Here is a 17,557-nt window from a genome sequence, read left to right as displayed (position 1 = left end):
ACAGTGGATAAATTAACTATTAAAGCCAGCAACCCTTTAGCTGGCGAAGTCGTGATCTCTGGTGCAAAAAACGCAGCATTGCCAATTTTAATGGCTGGCGTATTAGCTGAAACAGATTTTATTGTCTCAAATGTGCCTAACTTACGTGACGTGATCACCAGCTGTGAACTACTACGCTGTTTAGGTGCAGAGGTTGAAGACTTAGGCGGTAGCCGCATTCGTATTTCAACCACCAATTTAAATGAATACTGCGCCCCTTATGATTTAGTCAAAACAATGCGCGCTTCTATTCTTATTTTAGGTCCATTGCTTGCCCGTTATGGTACTGCAGATGTTTCTTTGCCTGGCGGTTGTGCTATTGGCGCACGTCCGGTGAATCTGCATTTACATGGTTTAGAGTTAATGGGAGCTAAGATTGAAGTCAAAGAAGGCTACATCAAAGCGCGCGTAGATGGTCGTTTAAAAGGCGCACATATCTTTATGGATATGGTCAGTGTCGGCGCAACTGAAAACTTGCTTATGGCCGCTGCGTTAGCTGATGGCACCACAGTGATTGAAAATGCTGCCCGTGAGCCTGAAGTCACTGATTTAGCACATTGCTTAATTGCTATGGGTGCAAAGATTACTGGTGTAGGCACTGCGACCTTAAAGATTGAAGGGGTTGAGCGTTTATCGGGTTGCGAATATCGTGTTATGCCTGATCGCATCGAGACCGGTTCCTTCCTGGTTGCCGCAGCTGTAACGCGTGGCAAAATTCGCTGTGTATCTGCAGACCCTAGTGCATTAGAAGCGGTGTTATCAAAGCTTGAAGATGCCGGTGCTGAGATCACGACCGGCGAGGACTGGATTGAGCTTGATATGAAAGGCCAACGTCCAAAATCAGTCAATATTAAAACTGCACCTTATCCTGCGTTTCCAACCGATATGCAAGCGCAATTTTGTGTGTTGAATGCTCTTGCTGAAGGCACTGGCCGTGTTACAGAGACGATTTTCGAGAATCGTTTTATGCATGTACCAGAGCTTAGCCGCATGGGAGCTAATCTAGAGCTTGAAGGCAACACTTGCATTATTCATGGTATTGAACGGTTAAATGGCGCCCAAGTTATGGCGACAGATTTACGTGCATCTGCCAGCTTAGTCATTGCAGGCTTAATGGCTGAAGGAACGACAACAGTAGATCGTATCTACCATTTAGATCGTGGTTACGAGCACATTGAAGCTAAGTTCCAAGGCTTGGGTGCTGAAGTCGTCCGGGTTAAATAACTGGTGTGAAATAGATCAAGTGCAGTCGTCATAAACATTACTGCTGACGCATAAAAAAACCATTCATTTGAATGGTTTTTTTGTCGAAATACATTGTGAATATTTACGTCTGCTACTCTGCGGCAGTGATCTTTTCTGAAATAATCACTGGTAGTGTTTGCTTTTTACCTTCACGAATAATGGTCATGTTGACTTTAGTACCCGGGGTAGTTTCTGCAATTCTGTCCATTAACATTTCAACACCTGGAACATCTTCGTCATTATATTGAGTAATAACATCTCTAGGAGATAAACGAGCACGTGCTGCTGGTCCGCCAGGATCAATACCTGTAACCAACACACCTTTTAAATCAGGTAAGTTGAGTATCTGGGCCATTACGGGATTAAGTGGTTCACCAGAAATGCCTAATGCACCGCGGATAACTCGACCATGCTTAATCAATTTGTCCATGATACTGTGAGCTAACTTTATCGGAATCGCGAAACTAATCCCATTACCCCCATTATCACCACCCACTTGGAATGCGGCAGTATTGATACCAATTAATTCACCACTGGTGTCGATTAATGCTCCACCAGAATTGCCAGCATTAATGGCGGCATCAGTTTGTAGGAAGTCTAAGTAACCTGAACTTAAGCCGTTACGTCCTGTTGCACTAATAATCCCTTGGGTAATGGTTTGGCCAATATTATAAGGATTGCCAATGGCCAATACAACATCGCCTACTTGGGCGAGTTTATTAAGATTAATCGGTACGATAGGTAAAGTGTCACCTTCAATTTTGAGTACTGCTAAATCAGTTTCGGGATCGGAACCAACCACTTCGGCGGTAAATTTACGCCCATCTTGCAGCGCAATCACAATCTCATCGGCTTTTTTTATCACATGGTAATTGGTTAATACATAACCTTCTTTACTCATTATTACTCCAGAGCCGAGACCTTGAAGTGAACTTGAATTGAGTGGGTTATGTTGATCAATACTAAGGCTATAAATATTAGCAACGGCAGGGGCTGCACGGCGGACCGCTTTAGCAAAAGATAATTCTGAGCCATTATTGCTGACATTCGTTAAGCTATGGTTGAGCGAGGAGTTTTGGAGCAAGGAGGTTATGGCTAAAAAAACTGCTGCCATGATCAGACCAAATACCACAGCTTTAGTTATATAGATGCAAGTGTCTTTTAGGTTCATGGCATGAATAATTGTTAAAAAAAATGGCTGTTATATTAACATAGCTCAAAAAATTAAGCATCGACCAAACGGTTGTCGATGCTTAATTCCTTAACTGAAGTCACACTCAATAAACTCATGGTTGTTATCGAGTGCGATTCTAGTAGTTTGACAATATTAACGTAAAACTAGGTAGAGCAAGTTGTTGTCACGTAATATTTTTAGCGCTACAGAGCTTTGATTGTCTTTCAACATTTCTTTTAATGTTTTAAGACTGGTCACTTTGTTGCGGTTAAGTCCCACAATTAAGTCTCCTTTTTGCAAACCGCTCATTGCAGCTGGTGAGCCTTGAGCAATCTCAGTGATCTGGATGCCTTTCTTGCTGTCTTCTAACGTTGCGCCTTGTAACATAGGGTGGACGTTACCCGCTTCAGCTTCGACTTTATCCGCTTCGCCTAAGGTCGCTTTGATGGTCTTTTTATCACCGTCACGAATAATCCCAAACTCTACTTCTGCACCCGCGCCCATAGTGGCAACTTTTGCGCGCAGTTCTTGGAAAGTCTTAATGCTGCGGCCATTCAGGCTGGTAATAATGTCACCCGCTTTTAGTCCGGCTTTGTCAGCTGAACTTTTTGGCATAACTTCATTCACAAAGCCACCATGCTGAGTGTCTAAACCAAAGGCTTTAGCAAGTTCATTGTCAAGGTCTCGTCCTGATACTCCCAGTACGCCACGTCTTACTTCACCGTGTTCAATAATTTGATCAACAAGGTTATTAACCATATTGGCAGGAATCGCGAAGCCAATACCGACGTTACCACCATTAGGGGCCACGATTGCGGTGTTAATTCCGATGAGTTCACCTTTTAAGTTAACTAATGCACCGCCCGAGTTACCACTATTTATAGCGGCATCGGTTTGGATAAAGTTTTCTAGCATTTCAATGCCTAAACCACTGCGGCCTAGTGCGCTGACTATCCCTGACGTGACGGTTTGTCCAAGACCAAATGGGTTACCAATGGCCACAGCAAAATCACCGACGCGAATTTCGTCAGAATCAGTTTGTTTAATAGCAATTAAGTTTTTTGCTTCAATTTGAAGCAGGGCAATGTCTGATTCTTTATCTGCACCGATTAGCTTAGCTGTAACTTCACGACCGTCGTGTAAGCCGATTTGAATGTCGTCAGCGCCATTAATGACATGGTTATTGGTTATGATGTAGCCTTTGTTGGCATCAATAATAACCCCTGAACCTAAACCTCTAAAAGGACGTTCCTGAACTTGTTCTTGTGGTGCATTAGGACCAAAGAAGTAGCGAAACACATCTGGTACGCGTTGCTTGGAAACTTGGGTACCCGATACTGCTACCGACACAACAGCTGGCGTTGTCCGTTCTAACATTGGTGCTAAGCTAGGAATGGCTTGCCCGTCGACAGCTTGTGGAATGGCAGCAAATGATAGCGTGGGTGTCATGGCTAACGATGCAGTTAATAACGCGGCAGAAAGTAAGCTTAATTTGGTTTTCATCTATGGATAGCTCCTGTATGCATTCAAGCTTGATAACATAAAATATGTGGCTTGATGGCATGATTTCAAAGTTAAATATCGTTAATCATTTTTGTTAGTGTGTTGTCGTGAGCTTGTTTAATGATGTTCTACAATGGCGAGCAAGTCAGCACAATGATAAGCAAACAATTAGCAAATTTACGTTAATCAATCAGAGTAACGGTCATCGTGTTAGTTCCATTTTTATTAACAAAGGTTAATTTGATCCGTTGAAGCCATTACTCGTATTTATTATTTAATGTTATTATTCGCAGCAATTATTTGATGCAAGAGAGTCGTAATCGTGTCGCAGTTAACCCCTTGGCAGCATTATCAGCAAGACCTTACCCGAGATGATTTTTCACATGATGCCGCACAAGAACAAGCGGTTAAGTCACTACAGCGAGTCTATGATGAATTGATTGTCGCTGCTAAACCCGCATCTGGCGTCAGTAAATTGTTTAGCGCAATAGGGATTAAGTCTACACCTCCACCAGTAAAAGGTTTGTATCTTTGGGGGGGGGTTGGCCGGGGTAAAACCTATCTAATGGACACCTTTTTTGATGCATTGCCTACAGAGCTAAAATTACGCGCTCATTTCCATCGATTCATGCATCAAATTCACCATGACTTAGGTGAACTCAAAGGCGTACAAGATCCTCTGCTTACTATCGCTAAAAAGATGGCGTCACAATATCAAATTATCTGTTTCGATGAATTCTTTGTGTCGGATATCACCGATGCCATGCTGTTAGGGACGTTATTTCAAGCATTATTTAAAGAAGGGGTTGCCCTCGTGGCAACCTCAAACATCATTCCTGATGAATTATATAAAAATGGCTTACAACGGGTGCGTTTTTTACCTGCCATTGCCTTGATTAATCAGCACTGTGAAGTCTTAAATGTCGATTCTGGAATTGATTACCGTTTGCGAACTTTAGAGCAGGCGGAGATTTATCATTATCCCCTCGATGAACAAGCTGACATCAATCTAATACATTATTTTGACCAACTGGCGCCGGAATCTGAAAAGCTTACCACTTCTATAGAAGTTGATGGGCGTGCAATTCGTATTCGTCAACAGTCACAAGGAGTACTATTAATAAACTTCCGTGATTTATGTGATGGGCCTCGCTCGCAACGTGACTACATGGAAATGGCTTGCCTCTATCATACCGTGCTGGTGAGTGGTTTAGAGCAAATGGGATCGCAGCAAACGGGTGATGATATTGCCAGACGCTTCTTAGCCATGGTAGATGAATTCTACGAAAGAAATGTCAAATTGATTATTTCAGCCCAAGTCGAATTGGAACATATTTATACCGATGGCCAGCTAAATTTTGAGTTCAGACGCTGTCGTTCAAGGCTGATTGAAATGCAATCAAGAGAGTATCTGGCGCTGGAACATTTACCTTAAGCCTGCAAACGGTACTTTTTGAAAACTCGGGCATATTTTGTTCAGCACTCATTGAGTAGTTTATTTGAAATATTATCAGAAAGCAGGTGATCTTTGCTGTGGCTTTGCGTATAATCTGCGACCTGCCCGCGTTAATCCGCCAATTTGGGCGGAAGTTGTAAGCCAATATTCATGTTCGAAGGGGCAAGAATCGGTAATTTTGTGTTGATTGCAACCTGCAGTCAGCATGTGAGACAGAAAATTAACTTTGGGTTTTTGTAATAATGAAGACTTTTACTGCTACACCAGAAACTGTAACTCGTGACTGGTTTGTTGTTGACGCTGAAGGCAAAACTTTAGGCCGTATCGCAACTGAAATCGCAACTCGCTTACGTGGCAAGCATAAGCCAGAATACACTCCACACGTTGACACTGGTGATTATATCATCGTTATCAATGCTGAAAAAGTGACTGTAACTGGTAATAAAGCTGCTGGTAAGATTTACTACTCTCATTCAGGCTTCATTGGTGGCATTAAGCAAATCAGCTTTGAGAAGCTTCAAGCTCATAAGCCTGAAATGATCATCGAGAAAGCAGTTAAGGGTATGTTACCAAAAGGTCCTTTGGGCCGTGCCATGTTCCGTAAGCTTAAAGTTTACGCTGGCACAGAACATAACCACGCTGCACAACAACCACAAGTTCTTGATATCTAAACGGGAGGAGTAAGCAAATGTCTGCAACTCAGTACTACGGCACTGGCCGTCGCAAAACATCTACAGCTCGCGTTTTCGCTAAAGCAGGTAGTGGCAATATCGTTGTAAACCAACGTCCTTTGGATGTATATTTTGGTCGTGAAACTGCTCGTATGGTTGTTCGTCAACCATTAGAATTAGTTGAAATGACTGATAAGTTAGACATCTATGTAACTGTAAAGGGCGGTGGTACTACTGGCCAAGCTGGTGCAATTCGTCACGGTATTACCCGTGCATTATTGCAACTAGATGAAGCTTTACGTCCTACTCTACGTAGCGCTGGTTTTGTTACCCGTGATGCACGTAAAGTTGAACGTAAGAAAGTTGGTCTACGTAAAGCACGTCGTAAGCCACAGTTCTCTAAGCGTTAATTCGTTTTTTGGATTCAAAAAACCCAGCATTTGCTGGGTTTTTTATTGTCTAAAATTTATCGTGTAAAATGTGCTGTGTGGGTTAATGATGTTGTATAGCATCAATGTGAATAGGCCAGAAACATCGGCCGAAAGGTACATAGCCTGAACTTGAGATAACAAACGCCTCGCAAGCAGTCCTTTGTCTTGCTAACTGCGTTATTCTTTATACAAGCAGGCTTGCAATAGGCCAGCTATTGACGCGTCAATTTGCCTTGTTAGTAAAATAAATGACAAGTTTGATAGTGGCTAATGACTAAGCTTTAATTTTTATAATGATGTAACCTCATTTATATGCCGAGTTGAGGTTACATAATTAATGGAATTGGTATCAGTTAAAAAGAGGCTAAAACATGAATTTACCATTGTTAATGACCGCATTTGGCTTAGTTTTAATTATTGAAGGGCTTGGTCCGTTACTTTTTCCTAACAAGTGGCAAAAATATTTATTAGAGCTTTCTACACAAAAGCAAAATGTTCTCAGACGCTTAGGTGGATGTTTAGTTACTGCAGGAATTGTTTTATTGATCATTTTTCAATAAAACACTTGCCTATAACCCCCTAAAATCTGTTAAAATTCTATTTTATACCACAAGACGTTGCAGCTAATAATGGGCAAAAATGTAGTCGTACTCGGCACTCAATGGGGTGACGAAGGCAAAGGTAAGATTGTCGACCTTTTAACAGAACAGGCAAAATACGTAGTTCGTTACCAAGGCGGTCATAATGCCGGTCATACTTTGGTAATTGATGGTGAAAAAACCGTTCTTCATCTTATTCCGTCAGGCATTTTACGTGATAACGTAAAATGTATTATCGGTAATGGTGTGGTTGTTGCTCCTGATGCGTTGATGAAAGAAATCAACATGCTAAAAGGACGCGGCGTACCTGTCGAAGAGCGTTTATTAATTTCTGAAGCATGTCCGCTTATCCTTCCATTCCATTGTGCATTGGATGTTGCTCGCGAGAAAGCTCGCGGTAATAAAGCCATTGGTACAACTGGTCGTGGTATTGGTCCTGCATATGAAGACAAAGTTTCTCGTCGCGGTTTACGCATCGGTGATTTGTTTAATGCAGAACTTTTTGCGACTAAGTTACAAGAAGTGATGAAATATCATAACTTCATGCTAACTGAGTACTACAAAGTTGAAGCCGTTGATTACCAGCAAACACTTGATGATGCATTAGCGATTGCTGATTATCTAAAAAGCATGTGTACTGATGTTAGCGAAATGCTTGATGTTGCGCGTAAAGCGGGTGAGCCAATTCTTTTTGAAGGCGCTCAAGGCACATTATTGGATATCGACCACGGTACTTATCCATTTGTGACTTCATCAAACACGACAGCTGGTGGTGTTGCGACCGGTTCAGGTTTTGGTCCTCGTCATTTAGACTATGTTTTAGGCATCATGAAAGCTTATACGACTCGCGTCGGTGCTGGTCCTTTCCCAACAGAATTAGCCAATGAAATTGGTGATTATATTGGTGAGAAAGGCCAAGAGTTTGGTGCAACAACTGGTCGTAAGCGTCGTCCAGGTTGGTTAGATGCTGTGGCAATGCGCCGCGCAGTTCAAATCAACAGTGTTAGTGGTTTTTGTTTAACTAAATTAGACGTTTTAGACGGCCTAAAAGAAGTTAAAATTTGTGTTGGCTATCAATATGCTGATGGAACAGTTTCAAAGGTTACGCCTTTGGCTGCAGAAGGTTATGATTTAGTTACCCCAATATACGAAACCATGCCTGGTTGGAGTGAAACCACTTTTGGTGCCACAACAATCGAGCAATTGCCTCCAGCGGCAATAAATTATATCAAGCGTATCGAAGAGTTATTAGAAACGCCTATTGATATTATCTCTACAGGGCCGGACAGAAATGAAACCATGATTTTGGTTAGTCCGTTCAAGTAAACCAAAAAGGCCGCGATAAGCGGCCTTTTTAATGGATGCTATTAACGGTTGTAACAGTTTCTATTCAAGAAATACGCTATACTGCCGATGGATAAGTCATGAAAGTGCCATTGAGAATCCTTATGTTGCGTATCTGTTTATTGTTGTTGAGTGTGGTTTCGATCAATGTATTTGCGGTGACAGAAGCCGTCGATATCTATAGCGATCAACAATTGATTTCGCTCATCCGCTCAAATCAATATTTACAACGCGTAAAAGCAGACGACTGTCAGCTGGTTCAAGACATTGAAGCCCGTGCTGAAGTATTACAGCAACCCATGTACCAATTTTTATGGGCTGAAATGCTTAATAACGGTGTTTGTGTCAAGGCTCATCCTTCTCGCGGCATGGCGCTGCTGCAAACCTCAGCTGAGCAGGGTAGCGCTGAAGCGATGGTAAAATTGGCAGATTATTATTATCGCGGTAAACTAGTGGTTAAAGATCCCAATCGTGCAGTGCAATATATATTGCCTGCGGCAGCTAATGGGGATTTAACCGCAAGAATGACACTGGTTCATTTATTTGGTGAAGGCTACGGAAGTCCTGCCGATTATGAACTTGGCTATCATTGGTTATATAACAGTATATTTGATGACGACGCCCAACAGAAAAAGGCCTCGTCTTTACTGCAGATGCTCGCTGCAAAAATGCCCGCCAGTATTGTGGCCAGGGCACAGCAGCCTCAGCTGTACACACGTTAAAGGCTCCAAAATATGGAGCGAATTATTTGGAAATTGAATGATCAACGATCCTCATTTTGAGAGAGAACAAGACAAGTACGACAATCCTATTCCTAGCCGTGAGTATATTTTAGAATACTTGCGCGCCCAAAAGTCTCCTGTTTCCCGCGATAAAATAGCTGAAGCATTATCCATTACAGATGAAGTGCCATTAGAAGCCCTCCGCCGTCGTTTACGTGCAATGGAGCGTGATGGCCAGCTAGTCTTTACCCGCGGACAAAGCTATGGCTTACCTGAACGGATGGATTTATTGTCTGGTACCGTTTTAGGCCATCGCGATGGATTCGGCTTTTTTAAGCCAGATGAAGGCGGTGACGATTTATTTATTAATAATCGCGATATGCTGATGTATTTCCATGGCGATAAAGTGCTTGCTCAAAAAGCAGGTACTGATCGTCGTGGTCGTCGCGAAGCACGAATTGTGCGCTTAGTTCATGAGCGAACAGCTGCATTAGTTGGCCGTTATCACGTCGACGGCGGCATGGGTTTTGTTATTGCTGATGACAGACGCATCACCCAAGAAATATTAATTGCCAGCGAAGATACACTAGGCGCGCGCGCCGGTGATGTTGTCGTGGTTGAGTTAACCCGTCGCCCTGGTCGTTTTGTTAAAGCGGCAGCGAAAGTGACCGAAGTCTTGGGTAAGACAATGGCACCGGGTATGGAAATTGAAATTGCGTTACGTAATTATGATTTACCACATACTTGGTCAGCGATTATTGAGAAAAAACTCAAACGTATTCCTGACGAAGTCACCGAAGAAGATAAATTAGGTCGCGTCGATTTACGTCATTTACCGTTAGTCACTATTGATGGCGAAGATGCCCGTGATTTTGATGACGCGGTGTATGCTGAAGCAAAACCAAGTGGTGGCTGGCGTTTATGGGTAGCAATTGCTGATGTGAGTCATTATGTACGCACTGATTCAGCATTAGATACTGAAGCGCGCTCACGTGGTAACTCGGTATATTTCCCATCGCAAGTTATCCCAATGTTGCCTGAGAAAATATCTAATGGCTTGTGTTCATTAAAGCCAAAAGTCGACCGTCTATGTATGGTCGCTGAAATGACCATTTCTGCAGCGGGTAAGTTATCGGGTACTAAGTTTTATCCCGCGGTAATGCACTCTCATGCACGTTTTACCTACACCCAAGTTGCCGACATGCTAGAAGGTGGTGCAATTGCCCCTGAGCATGAAGCATTATTCCCGCATTTATTGTGTTTGCAGTCGTTATATCTGATCTTAGATGAGCGCCGTGCAGAGCGTGGGGCGATTGCTTTTGAAACGCTAGAAACGCAATTCATTTTTAATGAACAACGTAAAATTGATAAAATTGTCCCTAGAGGTCGCAATCAAGCGCATAAAATCATTGAAGAATGTATGATTTTAGCCAATGTGGCGTCGGCGAAATTTGTTAAAAAGCACAAAGGTGAAGTGTTATATCGTGTTCACGAAGCACCATCAGAGCAAAAACTGGCTAATTTTAAAGAGTTTCTTGCTGAGCGTGGTTTAAGCATGGATGGCGGATTAGAGCCGACCCCGACTGACTATCAAAATCTGATGTTAAAAATTGCTGACCGTCCTGACTTTGAGTTAATTCAAGTGATGTTATTGCGCTCAATGCGCCAGGCCGTTTACAGCCCAGACAACGAAGGTCACTTTGGTTTGGCATTAGAAGCTTATTCGCATTTTACGTCGCCAATTCGTCGTTATCCTGACTTAGTTTTGCACCGAGTGATTAAATATTTACTCGCAAAAGAGCAGGACAATGTTAACGATAAATGGACTCAAGATGGTGGTTATCTCTACCAGATTGAAGAGTTAGATGCATTAGGTGAAGAATGTTCCACCACTGAGCGTCGTGCAGATGAAGCTACCCGTGATGTGAGTGATTGGCTTAAATGTGAATATATGCAAGATCACGTCGGCGACACTTTCGATGCGGTTATTGCCTCAGTCACTAGCTTTGGGTTATTTGTCAGATTAAACGAATTATTTATTGATGGGCTGGTACATATTTCAAGTCTTGCCAGTGACTATTATCAATTTGATCCAATGCGCCAACGGTTAATTGGTGAAAATTCTCGCCAAGTATATCAAGTAGGCGATCCTGTGACGGTTAAAGTTGCGGCGGTGAATCTTGATGATCGTCAAATTGATTTATTGATGGTGGGTGACAACACTAAAGGTGCGGGTAAAACAGCGCGTAAAGGCAGTAAGCCAACAACAGCGCGCCAACGAGTGAATGCTGAAGGCGCTAAGTCAGCACGAGGTAAGTCATCTGCAAAGTCTGATAAACCTAAATCAGATAAGCCTAAGTCTGATAAATCAAAGTCTGACAAACCAAAGTCTGATAAGCCTAAAGCCAGCAAGCGTCGTTCAAGCGGAAAAGCTTCATCTCCAGCAGCAAAACCAGCGACGGTGAAAAAATCTTCTGCAGTTGCACAAAAAACGGATGCAGCAAAACCAGATTCTAGCGTTAAGAAAAACCCTGCCAAGCGCAGCAAGAGAAAGTAATTAAATGAAAAAACAAGATACCATTTTTGGCATTCACGCCGTTCAAGCTTTGTTAGATAACAGCCCTGAACGTGTCATTGAACTTTGGCTACTACAAGGCCGTGATGACGAACGCTTAACCCCGTTAATTAATCTAGCGTCAACCTTTGGTACAACACTACAACGTGCAGCACGTAAAGTGTTAGATGATAAAGCGGGTAGCTCACAACACCAAGGTATTGTGGCTCGCGTTAAGGCTGTTAAGCCGTTGACTGAAAAAGATTTAGATGAGTTACTTGATAAAACTGCAGTGCCTTTCTTATTAATTTTAGACGGTGTAACTGATCCACATAACCTTGGCGCATGTTTACGTAATGCTGATGCTGCTGGGGTACATGCGGTTATCGTACCAAAAGATAACTCAGTAGGGTTAACCTCAACCGTAAGCAAAGTTGCTTGTGGCGCAGCAGAAACCATACCGTTATTTCAAGTGACTAACCTTGCTCGTACTATGCGTCACTTGCAAGATAAAGGTGTTTGGATTGTAGGTACTGCAGGCGAAGCCGAAGGTAATGTATACCAAGCAGACCTCAAAGGGCCGCTAGCGATTGCTATGGGCGCGGAAGATAAAGGTTTACGTCGTTTATCACGCGAAGGTTGTGATTCACTTGTATCGATTCCAATGTCTGGAAGCGTGTCGAGTCTCAACGTGTCTGTTGCCACTGGTGTTTGCTTATTTGAAGCGGTTAGACAGCGTTTAGGTTAATCACCTATCCATTAGCGTTGTTGCTAGCGAAAATAGCAAAGAATGCGATCAAAAAACGGCGATATTAATCGCCGTTTTTTATTATCTCGAGCTCAGGATATTGAGTGTTTTACATACTGCTTTAACGTTTTTATTAATTCAAAACGGCTAATGCGCTCAGTTTAAACAAGTGCACTTTAAATAAATACACTTTATATATGCAATTTATGACATCAATTAACGTCTACCGATCTCATTATCGACATCTTCGTCATCCAATTCCTCATGCCCCAAACTATCATCGTTTACTACGCTAGCATAAGCAGTATTATAACCGGCTTGCTCATCGGCATCTTCAAGCTCATCGTCGGTTGAATCTGGCACGCTATCAAATGCATCCTCGGCAGGATTGATCATTTGCTCGTTGACCATTTCTATATCCACACGTGGATCGAATGATGCTGCCAACGGCGAGCTGACTAAATCACCACCTGCCATTATGTAATCTCCAGTGGCAGTTTGTTCGGCTTTTTGGCGTAAATTAATCCACAGTAGTCTTACTAATAAGGTAAACGAACAGATTGCCATAAACCCATACAGCATTTGGTCACCTAAGACCTGCATTAAACCAGAAGCAACTAAGGGGCCAATACTTGCTCCGATACCGAAGGTCACTAATATAGTGGCAGACAGTCCAACTCGTTCGTGTTGGTCTACGCGTGAGTTTGCTAAGGCAGTTGCTAATGGGTATAAGGTGAACGCTAAAATACCAAATAAACCGGTTAATATTAATGAATACACTGAATGGAATGGAACGACCGTAATAATTAATACGATAACCCCCAATAACGTACAGTTAATGCGAATTAATAAGCTACGAGAAATAATGTCAGATAATTTACCCATTGGCCATTGGGCTAACAACCCGGCAAAAATGGTACAAGACATGTAGAGTGCAACATGTTCAGGATCAATACCTTTGGCAGTCGCATAAGATGGCGCTAAACCATAAAAACAACCTACAATCATGCTTCCTAACGCTATTGTCGTTAAGGCTTGAGGGGCTCGTTTCCAATACAGACCCATTTGTAATGGTGCCGGCGTTAACGGTTCTGGGTGAATTCTTCGAGTGATTGAAATAGGCACAATGCATAATGCAAAACATATGGCGATTAACAGCAGTGGTTCTATGCCCAAATCAGGATATAAGCTAATGGCTCCCTGGCCAGCCATTAACCCTAAATAAGATACAATCATGTAACTGGCAAATACGGTGCCGCGTTGATTATTTTCGGCCTGTTCATTGAGCCAGCTTTCTAACACCATATATTGGCACATCATTCCCATACCAACGGCAAGGCGCAATACTAACCATATGGTTAAGTTGTCGATGAGAGCATGACCCAGTGCTGATGCGGTGACGATTCCAGCACAGGCAACAAAAGCACGAATATGGCCAACTTGAGCGATAAGTTTATGGCCAACTTTGGAACCGCACACAAGACCAATATAGTAGGCAGACATCATGCCACCAATCCATATTTGTGGCACTTGCATGGTGGTCAGGCTTAAGCCCAGGTAGGTTGTCAGTAGACCTGCAGCAAGTACCATTAAAAAAGTGGTGCTATATAAGGATGCAAAACTGCGAAGCGGGCTGTCCATAACTGCGCCTTTATTGGTTCAGTAAGGCTACGTTAGCCCTACTGATTGATTGTCTTGTTACGCTTCATTTACGATCAATAATTATTGAAACGTGTACAACAAGTTGAATGTGGTGACTGTATCGGTGTTTTTACTTTCATCAGGCACCACTTCAGTGTACTTGATGTTCATACCGATTTTAAATGCCCAATCTTGAATAAATGTATTTTTATAACTCATATCAAGGGTTAACGTGTTGTTGTCTAAACCTGTTTCGGCTGTTACGTCGGCGTTGAAGCTAGTATATTCTTGCAATTTTACCGTATATTTAGCCGCTGAACGTAATATTACATCACGATTTTCATCAGGGTTTGGTTCAGCAATACTGGCTTGCGGTTGGTCGTAACGATAACCAGGGCCGGCTTCAAGGCTCAATTTGGTTTTATAGTTTTTAATTAAGTCAAAACCGTAACCAGTAGAAATAGTAGAAATACGGGTATAAGAACCAAACTCGTTCCAGGTAAATTCGCCACGACCAAATACATAACCACGCTCTAATTTATAGTTAGACTGTAAAAACAATTCGTACTTTTCCGCAGTAGACTCATTTCCATCAGAGGCATAATAAGCCTTTAATGTCGCTTCTTGTTTGGTGCTCGGCGAGTCGTAAGTTAAATAAGTACGGCCGTTAAAGTTTTTAGTTTCGTTGTTACCACTGTTTAGCTGTAAACCAGCTTCAACTTCAGCATTAAAATTACTAGGCGGTTCTTGATAATCTGGTGGTACTAACGCCCATGCCGGAGCAGACAATAAAAAGAGGCAGCATGTTGTGACTATGTTTTTCATGGTTATCATTAGACTGTTTTATTCTTGACGGCGTAAACGCGGTATTTTGGACTGTCGCCATCATACCTGTATTCAAGATTGCTGAAAAGAGTGAGTTAGTGCTTGAGTTTATAGCGCACTTTATGTATCATCGCGCGCTCAAATCAGTCACTTTAATTCGTTCCTTGCCTCCACATTGGTCTGACTGAGCCAGAAAAGAGGCTACTTAACCGTAAGGAGCAATAAATGCGTCATTATGAAATCGTATTTATGGTTCACCCAGATCAAAGTGAACAAGTCCCTGGTATGATTGAGCGTTACACCGGTGTTATCACCGCTGCTAATGGTACAGTCCACCGTTTAGAAGATTGGGGCCGTCGTCAATTGGCTTACCCGATCCAAGACCTACATAAAGCTCACTATGTTCTTTTGAACGTAGAAGCATCTGCAGAGTCTATCGAAGAACTAGAAACAGCTTTCCGTTTCAACGACGCTGTTCTGCGTAACATGGTAATGCGCACTAAAGCTGCAGTTACTGAAGCTTCTCCTATGGCAAAAGCAAGAGACGAACGTGATTCACGTCGTTCACCTTCTGATGACCGTAATGTAGAAGAAAGCGCTGAAGAAAACGCTGAATAATTTTTTGTGAATAATCACTTAATGTTGTCTGGAACGATAACTCGTTCAAGACGATTAGATAGCCCTAGCGGTATAGCCCATGTGGTCATAACGGTAGAGCATAAATCACAAAGACAAGAAGTAGAAATGTTGAGAAACGTCTACTGTTTGATTCAAGTGGTATTAAGTGGTCCGCGCTTTGATAGCGTAGCAAATAAATTACAAGCAGGTGTGCAAGTTGATGTTGAAGGGTTTCTTTCACTACAACAAGGGCGAAATGGACAAAACCGTTTAGTCTTGCATGCTGAAAATGTCGAATTGAAAACTTAGGAGACTGTCAAAATGGCACGTTATTTCCGTCGTCGCAAGTTCTGTCGCTTCACCGCTGAAGGTGTTGTCGAGATTGATTACAAAGATATCGTTACTTTAAAGAACTACATCACTGAAAGCGGCAAGATTGTTCCTAGCCGTATCACTGGTACCAGTGCTAGATATCAACGCCAACTAGCTCGCGCTATCAAGCGTGCTCGTTATCTTTCTCTACTGCCATATACTGATTTACATCAGTAATATTGCAGTATTAATTATTCCTAACAGAATATTGAGGATTTGATAATGAACGTTATTTTGCTAGATAAAGTTGCAAACTTAGGTAGCTTAGGCGACCAAGTTTCTGTTAAAGCTGGTTATGCTCGTAACTTCCTTTTACCTTATGGTAAAGCAGTTGTAGCAAACACAGCAAACACTGAAGTATTTGAAGCTCGTCGTGCTGAATTAGAAGCTAAATTAGCTGCTGAATTAGCTACTGCGACAGCTCGCGCTGATAAATTAACTGCATTAGAAGCTGTTGTTATTGCTTCTAAAGCAGGTGATGAAGGTAAATTATTCGGATCAATTGGCAACCGTGATATCGCTGATGCAGTTACTGCAGCTGGCGTAACACTTGCTAAATCTGAAGTTCGTTTACCTTTAGGTGCTTTACGCACTACTGGTAGCTTCGAAATTGAAGTTCAAGTACACGCTGAAGTTAAAGCTGTAGTTAAGATTGCTATTGTAGCAGAAGCTTAATTACTGTTTAGCTCCATAAAAAACACCGCCTCCGGGCGGTGTTTTTTTATGTCTGCGATTTAATCACTAGCCTTGTTAACACCATCTGTTTAGGCCGCATGGCCAGCTGTTTAGGATCTTTCAATGCCAGAGAATATTCCAGTGAACCTCTATTTGATGGTCACTGGAATATTGTTTACTAGGGCTAGTTTAGTTCTTTTTTAGTCGCTGCTTCAGGCGCTACTACAACAGTCGCTTTGGCCGGTGCTTTGGTTGCAACTTCGGCAGCTGCTTCAGGGGCTACTACAACTGCCGTTTTGGCTTGTACTTTGGTTGTAATTTCTGCAGGGGCTTCTGGTACTACTACAACTCCGGCTTTAGCAGATGCTTTGGTTGCAACTTCGGCAGCTGCTTCAGGGGCTACTACAACTGCTGGTTTGACTGGTATTTCTGTTGTAACTTCGGCAGCTGCCTCAGGGGCTACTACAACTGCCGCTTTGGCTTGTACTTTGGTTGCAACTTCTGCAGCGGCTTCTGGTACGACTACAACTCCGGCTTTAGCAGATGCTTTGGTTGTAACTTCGGGGGCTAGTTCAGGCGTTACTGCAACTACTGGTTTGGCTGGTATTTCTGTTGTAACTTCGGCAGCTGCTTCTGGTGTTACTGCAACCACAGCATTGGTAGGAACTTCAGTCGCTGCTTTTATTGCAACATCGGGTGCAACATCGGGTGCAACTTCAATTGCCGCTTCTGCAGGTATTTCAGTTGCAGTTTCTATTGCAACATCAGGCGCTACTTCAGTTGCCACTTTGGCTGGTGCCTCAGTTGCCGCTTTGGCTGGTGTCTCAGTTGCCACTTTGGTTGGTGTCTCAGTTGCCACTTCGGGTGTGACGACTGTTACTGCTTCAGTTGCAATTTCAGGCAATATTTCGGTTGTTGCTATGGCAGTAACTTCAGTTGC

General features: G+C 42.6%; 17 protein-coding genes. 13 read left to right on the top strand and 4 right to left on the bottom strand.

The features are described from left to right. Nucleotides 1-3 precede the first annotated feature (3 nt). Entirely contained in the window at nt 4-1,263 is a 1,260-nt protein-coding gene (murA, locus tag AAEY99_RS16490) for a UDP-N-acetylglucosamine 1-carboxyvinyltransferase (protein ID WP_192114194.1), read from the top strand. Nucleotides 1,264-1,375: 112 nt separating this feature from the next. On the opposite strand, the gene degS is transcribed toward murA, so the two are convergent. Both degS and degQ read right to left on the bottom strand, forming a co-directional pair. Beyond that, nucleotides 1,376-2,455 carry an outer membrane-stress sensor serine endopeptidase DegS gene (degS, locus tag AAEY99_RS16485; RefSeq protein ID WP_182743140.1) on the bottom strand — a complete coding sequence of 360 codons (1,080 nt, stop codon included), beginning with the start codon at nt 2,453-2,455 and terminating at the stop codon, nt 1,376-1,378. 156 nt (nt 2,456-2,611) lie between these two features. After that, complete coding sequence (degQ, locus tag AAEY99_RS16480) at nt 2,612-3,961, bottom strand: Do family serine endopeptidase DegQ (protein ID WP_351011247.1); 1,350 nt, start codon at nt 3,959-3,961, stop codon at nt 2,612-2,614. A gap of 322 nt (nt 3,962-4,283) precedes the next feature. On the opposite strand from degQ, the gene zapE reads away from it, so the two are divergent. The 8 genes from zapE to rlmB all read left to right on the top strand — a co-directional run bounded on the left by zapE (nt 4,284) and on the right by rlmB (nt 12,486). Continuing rightward, nucleotides 4,284-5,396: a cell division protein ZapE gene (gene zapE, locus AAEY99_RS16475; protein WP_162023888.1), complete on the top strand. Its 1,113-nt coding sequence runs from the start codon at nt 4,284-4,286 to the stop codon at nt 5,394-5,396. Between the two features lie 263 nt (nt 5,397-5,659). Beyond that, a complete protein-coding gene (gene rplM / locus AAEY99_RS16470) occupies nt 5,660-6,088 on the top strand; it encodes a 50S ribosomal protein L13 (protein ID WP_011638797.1) in 429 nt (142 codons plus the stop codon). 17 nt (nt 6,089-6,105) lie between these two features. Further along, on the top strand, nt 6,106-6,498 hold the full coding sequence (gene rpsI / locus AAEY99_RS16465) for a 30S ribosomal protein S9 (protein ID WP_011494965.1): 393 nt from the start codon (nt 6,106-6,108) through the stop codon (nt 6,496-6,498). A 392-nt stretch (nt 6,499-6,890) separates the two neighbouring features. Further along, entirely contained in the window at nt 6,891-7,079 is a 189-nt protein-coding gene (locus AAEY99_RS16460; RefSeq protein WP_011638796.1) for a DUF2065 domain-containing protein, read from the top strand. 69 nt (nt 7,080-7,148) lie between these two features. Then, nucleotides 7,149-8,444, top strand: coding sequence for an adenylosuccinate synthase (locus AAEY99_RS16455; RefSeq protein ID WP_101085197.1), 1,296 nt, complete (start codon nt 7,149-7,151; stop codon nt 8,442-8,444). A 122-nt stretch (nt 8,445-8,566) separates the two neighbouring features. Beyond that, a complete protein-coding gene (locus AAEY99_RS16450; RefSeq protein ID WP_502959475.1) occupies nt 8,567-9,184 on the top strand; it encodes a tetratricopeptide repeat protein in 618 nt (205 codons plus the stop codon). Between the two features lie 37 nt (nt 9,185-9,221). After that, on the top strand, nt 9,222-11,741 hold the full coding sequence (rnr, locus tag AAEY99_RS16445) for a ribonuclease R (protein WP_351011245.1): 2,520 nt from the start codon (nt 9,222-9,224) through the stop codon (nt 11,739-11,741). 4 nt (nt 11,742-11,745) lie between these two features. Next, nucleotides 11,746-12,486: a 23S rRNA (guanosine(2251)-2'-O)-methyltransferase RlmB gene (rlmB, locus tag AAEY99_RS16440; RefSeq protein WP_011638792.1), complete on the top strand. Its 741-nt coding sequence runs from the start codon at nt 11,746-11,748 to the stop codon at nt 12,484-12,486. Nucleotides 12,487-12,702: 216 nt separating this feature from the next. Here rlmB and AAEY99_RS16435 read toward each other — a convergent pair whose 3' ends face one another. Continuing rightward, nucleotides 12,703-14,127 carry an MFS transporter gene (locus tag AAEY99_RS16435; protein ID WP_162023885.1) on the bottom strand — a complete coding sequence of 475 codons (1,425 nt, stop codon included), beginning with the start codon at nt 14,125-14,127 and terminating at the stop codon, nt 12,703-12,705. Between the two features lie 81 nt (nt 14,128-14,208). After that, a complete protein-coding gene (locus AAEY99_RS16430; protein ID WP_174839655.1) occupies nt 14,209-14,961 on the bottom strand; it encodes a DUF481 domain-containing protein in 753 nt (250 codons plus the stop codon). Nucleotides 14,962-15,177: 216 nt separating this feature from the next. On the opposite strand from AAEY99_RS16430, the gene rpsF reads away from it, so the two are divergent. From rpsF to rplI, 4 genes are read left to right on the top strand one after another with little or no spacing between them, the layout of a single operon-like run. Continuing rightward, nucleotides 15,178-15,570 carry a 30S ribosomal protein S6 gene (gene rpsF, locus AAEY99_RS16425; RefSeq protein ID WP_011638789.1) on the top strand — a complete coding sequence of 131 codons (393 nt, stop codon included), beginning with the start codon at nt 15,178-15,180 and terminating at the stop codon, nt 15,568-15,570. A gap of 21 nt (nt 15,571-15,591) precedes the next feature. Beyond that, complete coding sequence (priB, locus tag AAEY99_RS16420) at nt 15,592-15,879, top strand: primosomal replication protein N (RefSeq protein WP_011638788.1); 288 nt, start codon at nt 15,592-15,594, stop codon at nt 15,877-15,879. A 12-nt stretch (nt 15,880-15,891) separates the two neighbouring features. After that, nucleotides 15,892-16,119 carry a 30S ribosomal protein S18 gene (gene rpsR, locus AAEY99_RS16415; protein ID WP_101085203.1) on the top strand — a complete coding sequence of 76 codons (228 nt, stop codon included), beginning with the start codon at nt 15,892-15,894 and terminating at the stop codon, nt 16,117-16,119. Nucleotides 16,120-16,164: 45 nt separating this feature from the next. Next, nucleotides 16,165-16,617, top strand: a complete 453-nt coding sequence (gene rplI, locus AAEY99_RS16410; protein WP_101085204.1) for a 50S ribosomal protein L9 — start codon at nt 16,165-16,167, stop codon at nt 16,615-16,617. Nucleotides 16,618-17,557 lie beyond the last annotated feature (940 nt).

Source organism: Shewanella sp. S1-58-MNA-CIBAN-0166 (genome assembly GCF_040310085.1).
In the GTDB taxonomy this organism is placed as follows: Bacteria; Pseudomonadota; Gammaproteobacteria; order Enterobacterales; family Shewanellaceae; genus Shewanella.
Note: the sequence above shows the minus strand (reverse complement) of the source record. Positions and strands in the feature narration are given on the sequence as shown.

Excerpts from the sequence above, each read along its gene's own strand:
- AAEY99_RS16435 (WP_162023885.1), bottom strand. The coding sequence starts at position 14,127 with ATGGACAGCCCGCTTCGCAGTTTTGCATCCTTATATAGCACCACTTTT.
- rplM (WP_011638797.1), top strand. The coding sequence starts at position 5,660 with ATGAAGACTTTTACTGCTACACCAGAAACTGTAACTCGTGACTGGTTT.
- rnr (WP_351011245.1), top strand. The coding sequence starts at position 9,222 with ATGATCAACGATCCTCATTTTGAGAGAGAACAAGACAAGTACGACAAT.
- rlmB (WP_011638792.1), top strand. The coding sequence starts at position 11,746 with ATGAAAAAACAAGATACCATTTTTGGCATTCACGCCGTTCAAGCTTTG.
- degQ (WP_351011247.1), bottom strand. The coding sequence starts at position 3,961 with ATGAAAACCAAATTAAGCTTACTTTCTGCCGCGTTATTAACTGCATCG.
- rplI (WP_101085204.1), top strand. The coding sequence starts at position 16,165 with ATGAACGTTATTTTGCTAGATAAAGTTGCAAACTTAGGTAGCTTAGGC.
- degS (WP_182743140.1), bottom strand. The coding sequence starts at position 2,455 with ATGAACCTAAAAGACACTTGCATCTATATAACTAAAGCTGTGGTATTT.
- rpsI (WP_011494965.1), top strand. The coding sequence starts at position 6,106 with ATGTCTGCAACTCAGTACTACGGCACTGGCCGTCGCAAAACATCTACA.
- AAEY99_RS16450 (WP_502959475.1), top strand. The coding sequence starts at position 8,567 with ATGTTGCGTATCTGTTTATTGTTGTTGAGTGTGGTTTCGATCAATGTA.
- AAEY99_RS16455 (WP_101085197.1), top strand. The coding sequence starts at position 7,149 with ATGGGCAAAAATGTAGTCGTACTCGGCACTCAATGGGGTGACGAAGGC.
- rpsR (WP_101085203.1), top strand. The coding sequence starts at position 15,892 with ATGGCACGTTATTTCCGTCGTCGCAAGTTCTGTCGCTTCACCGCTGAA.
- priB (WP_011638788.1), top strand. The coding sequence starts at position 15,592 with ATGTTGTCTGGAACGATAACTCGTTCAAGACGATTAGATAGCCCTAGC.
- AAEY99_RS16430 (WP_174839655.1), bottom strand. The coding sequence starts at position 14,961 with ATGATAACCATGAAAAACATAGTCACAACATGCTGCCTCTTTTTATTG.
- AAEY99_RS16460 (WP_011638796.1), top strand. The coding sequence starts at position 6,891 with ATGAATTTACCATTGTTAATGACCGCATTTGGCTTAGTTTTAATTATT.
- rpsF (WP_011638789.1), top strand. The coding sequence starts at position 15,178 with ATGCGTCATTATGAAATCGTATTTATGGTTCACCCAGATCAAAGTGAA.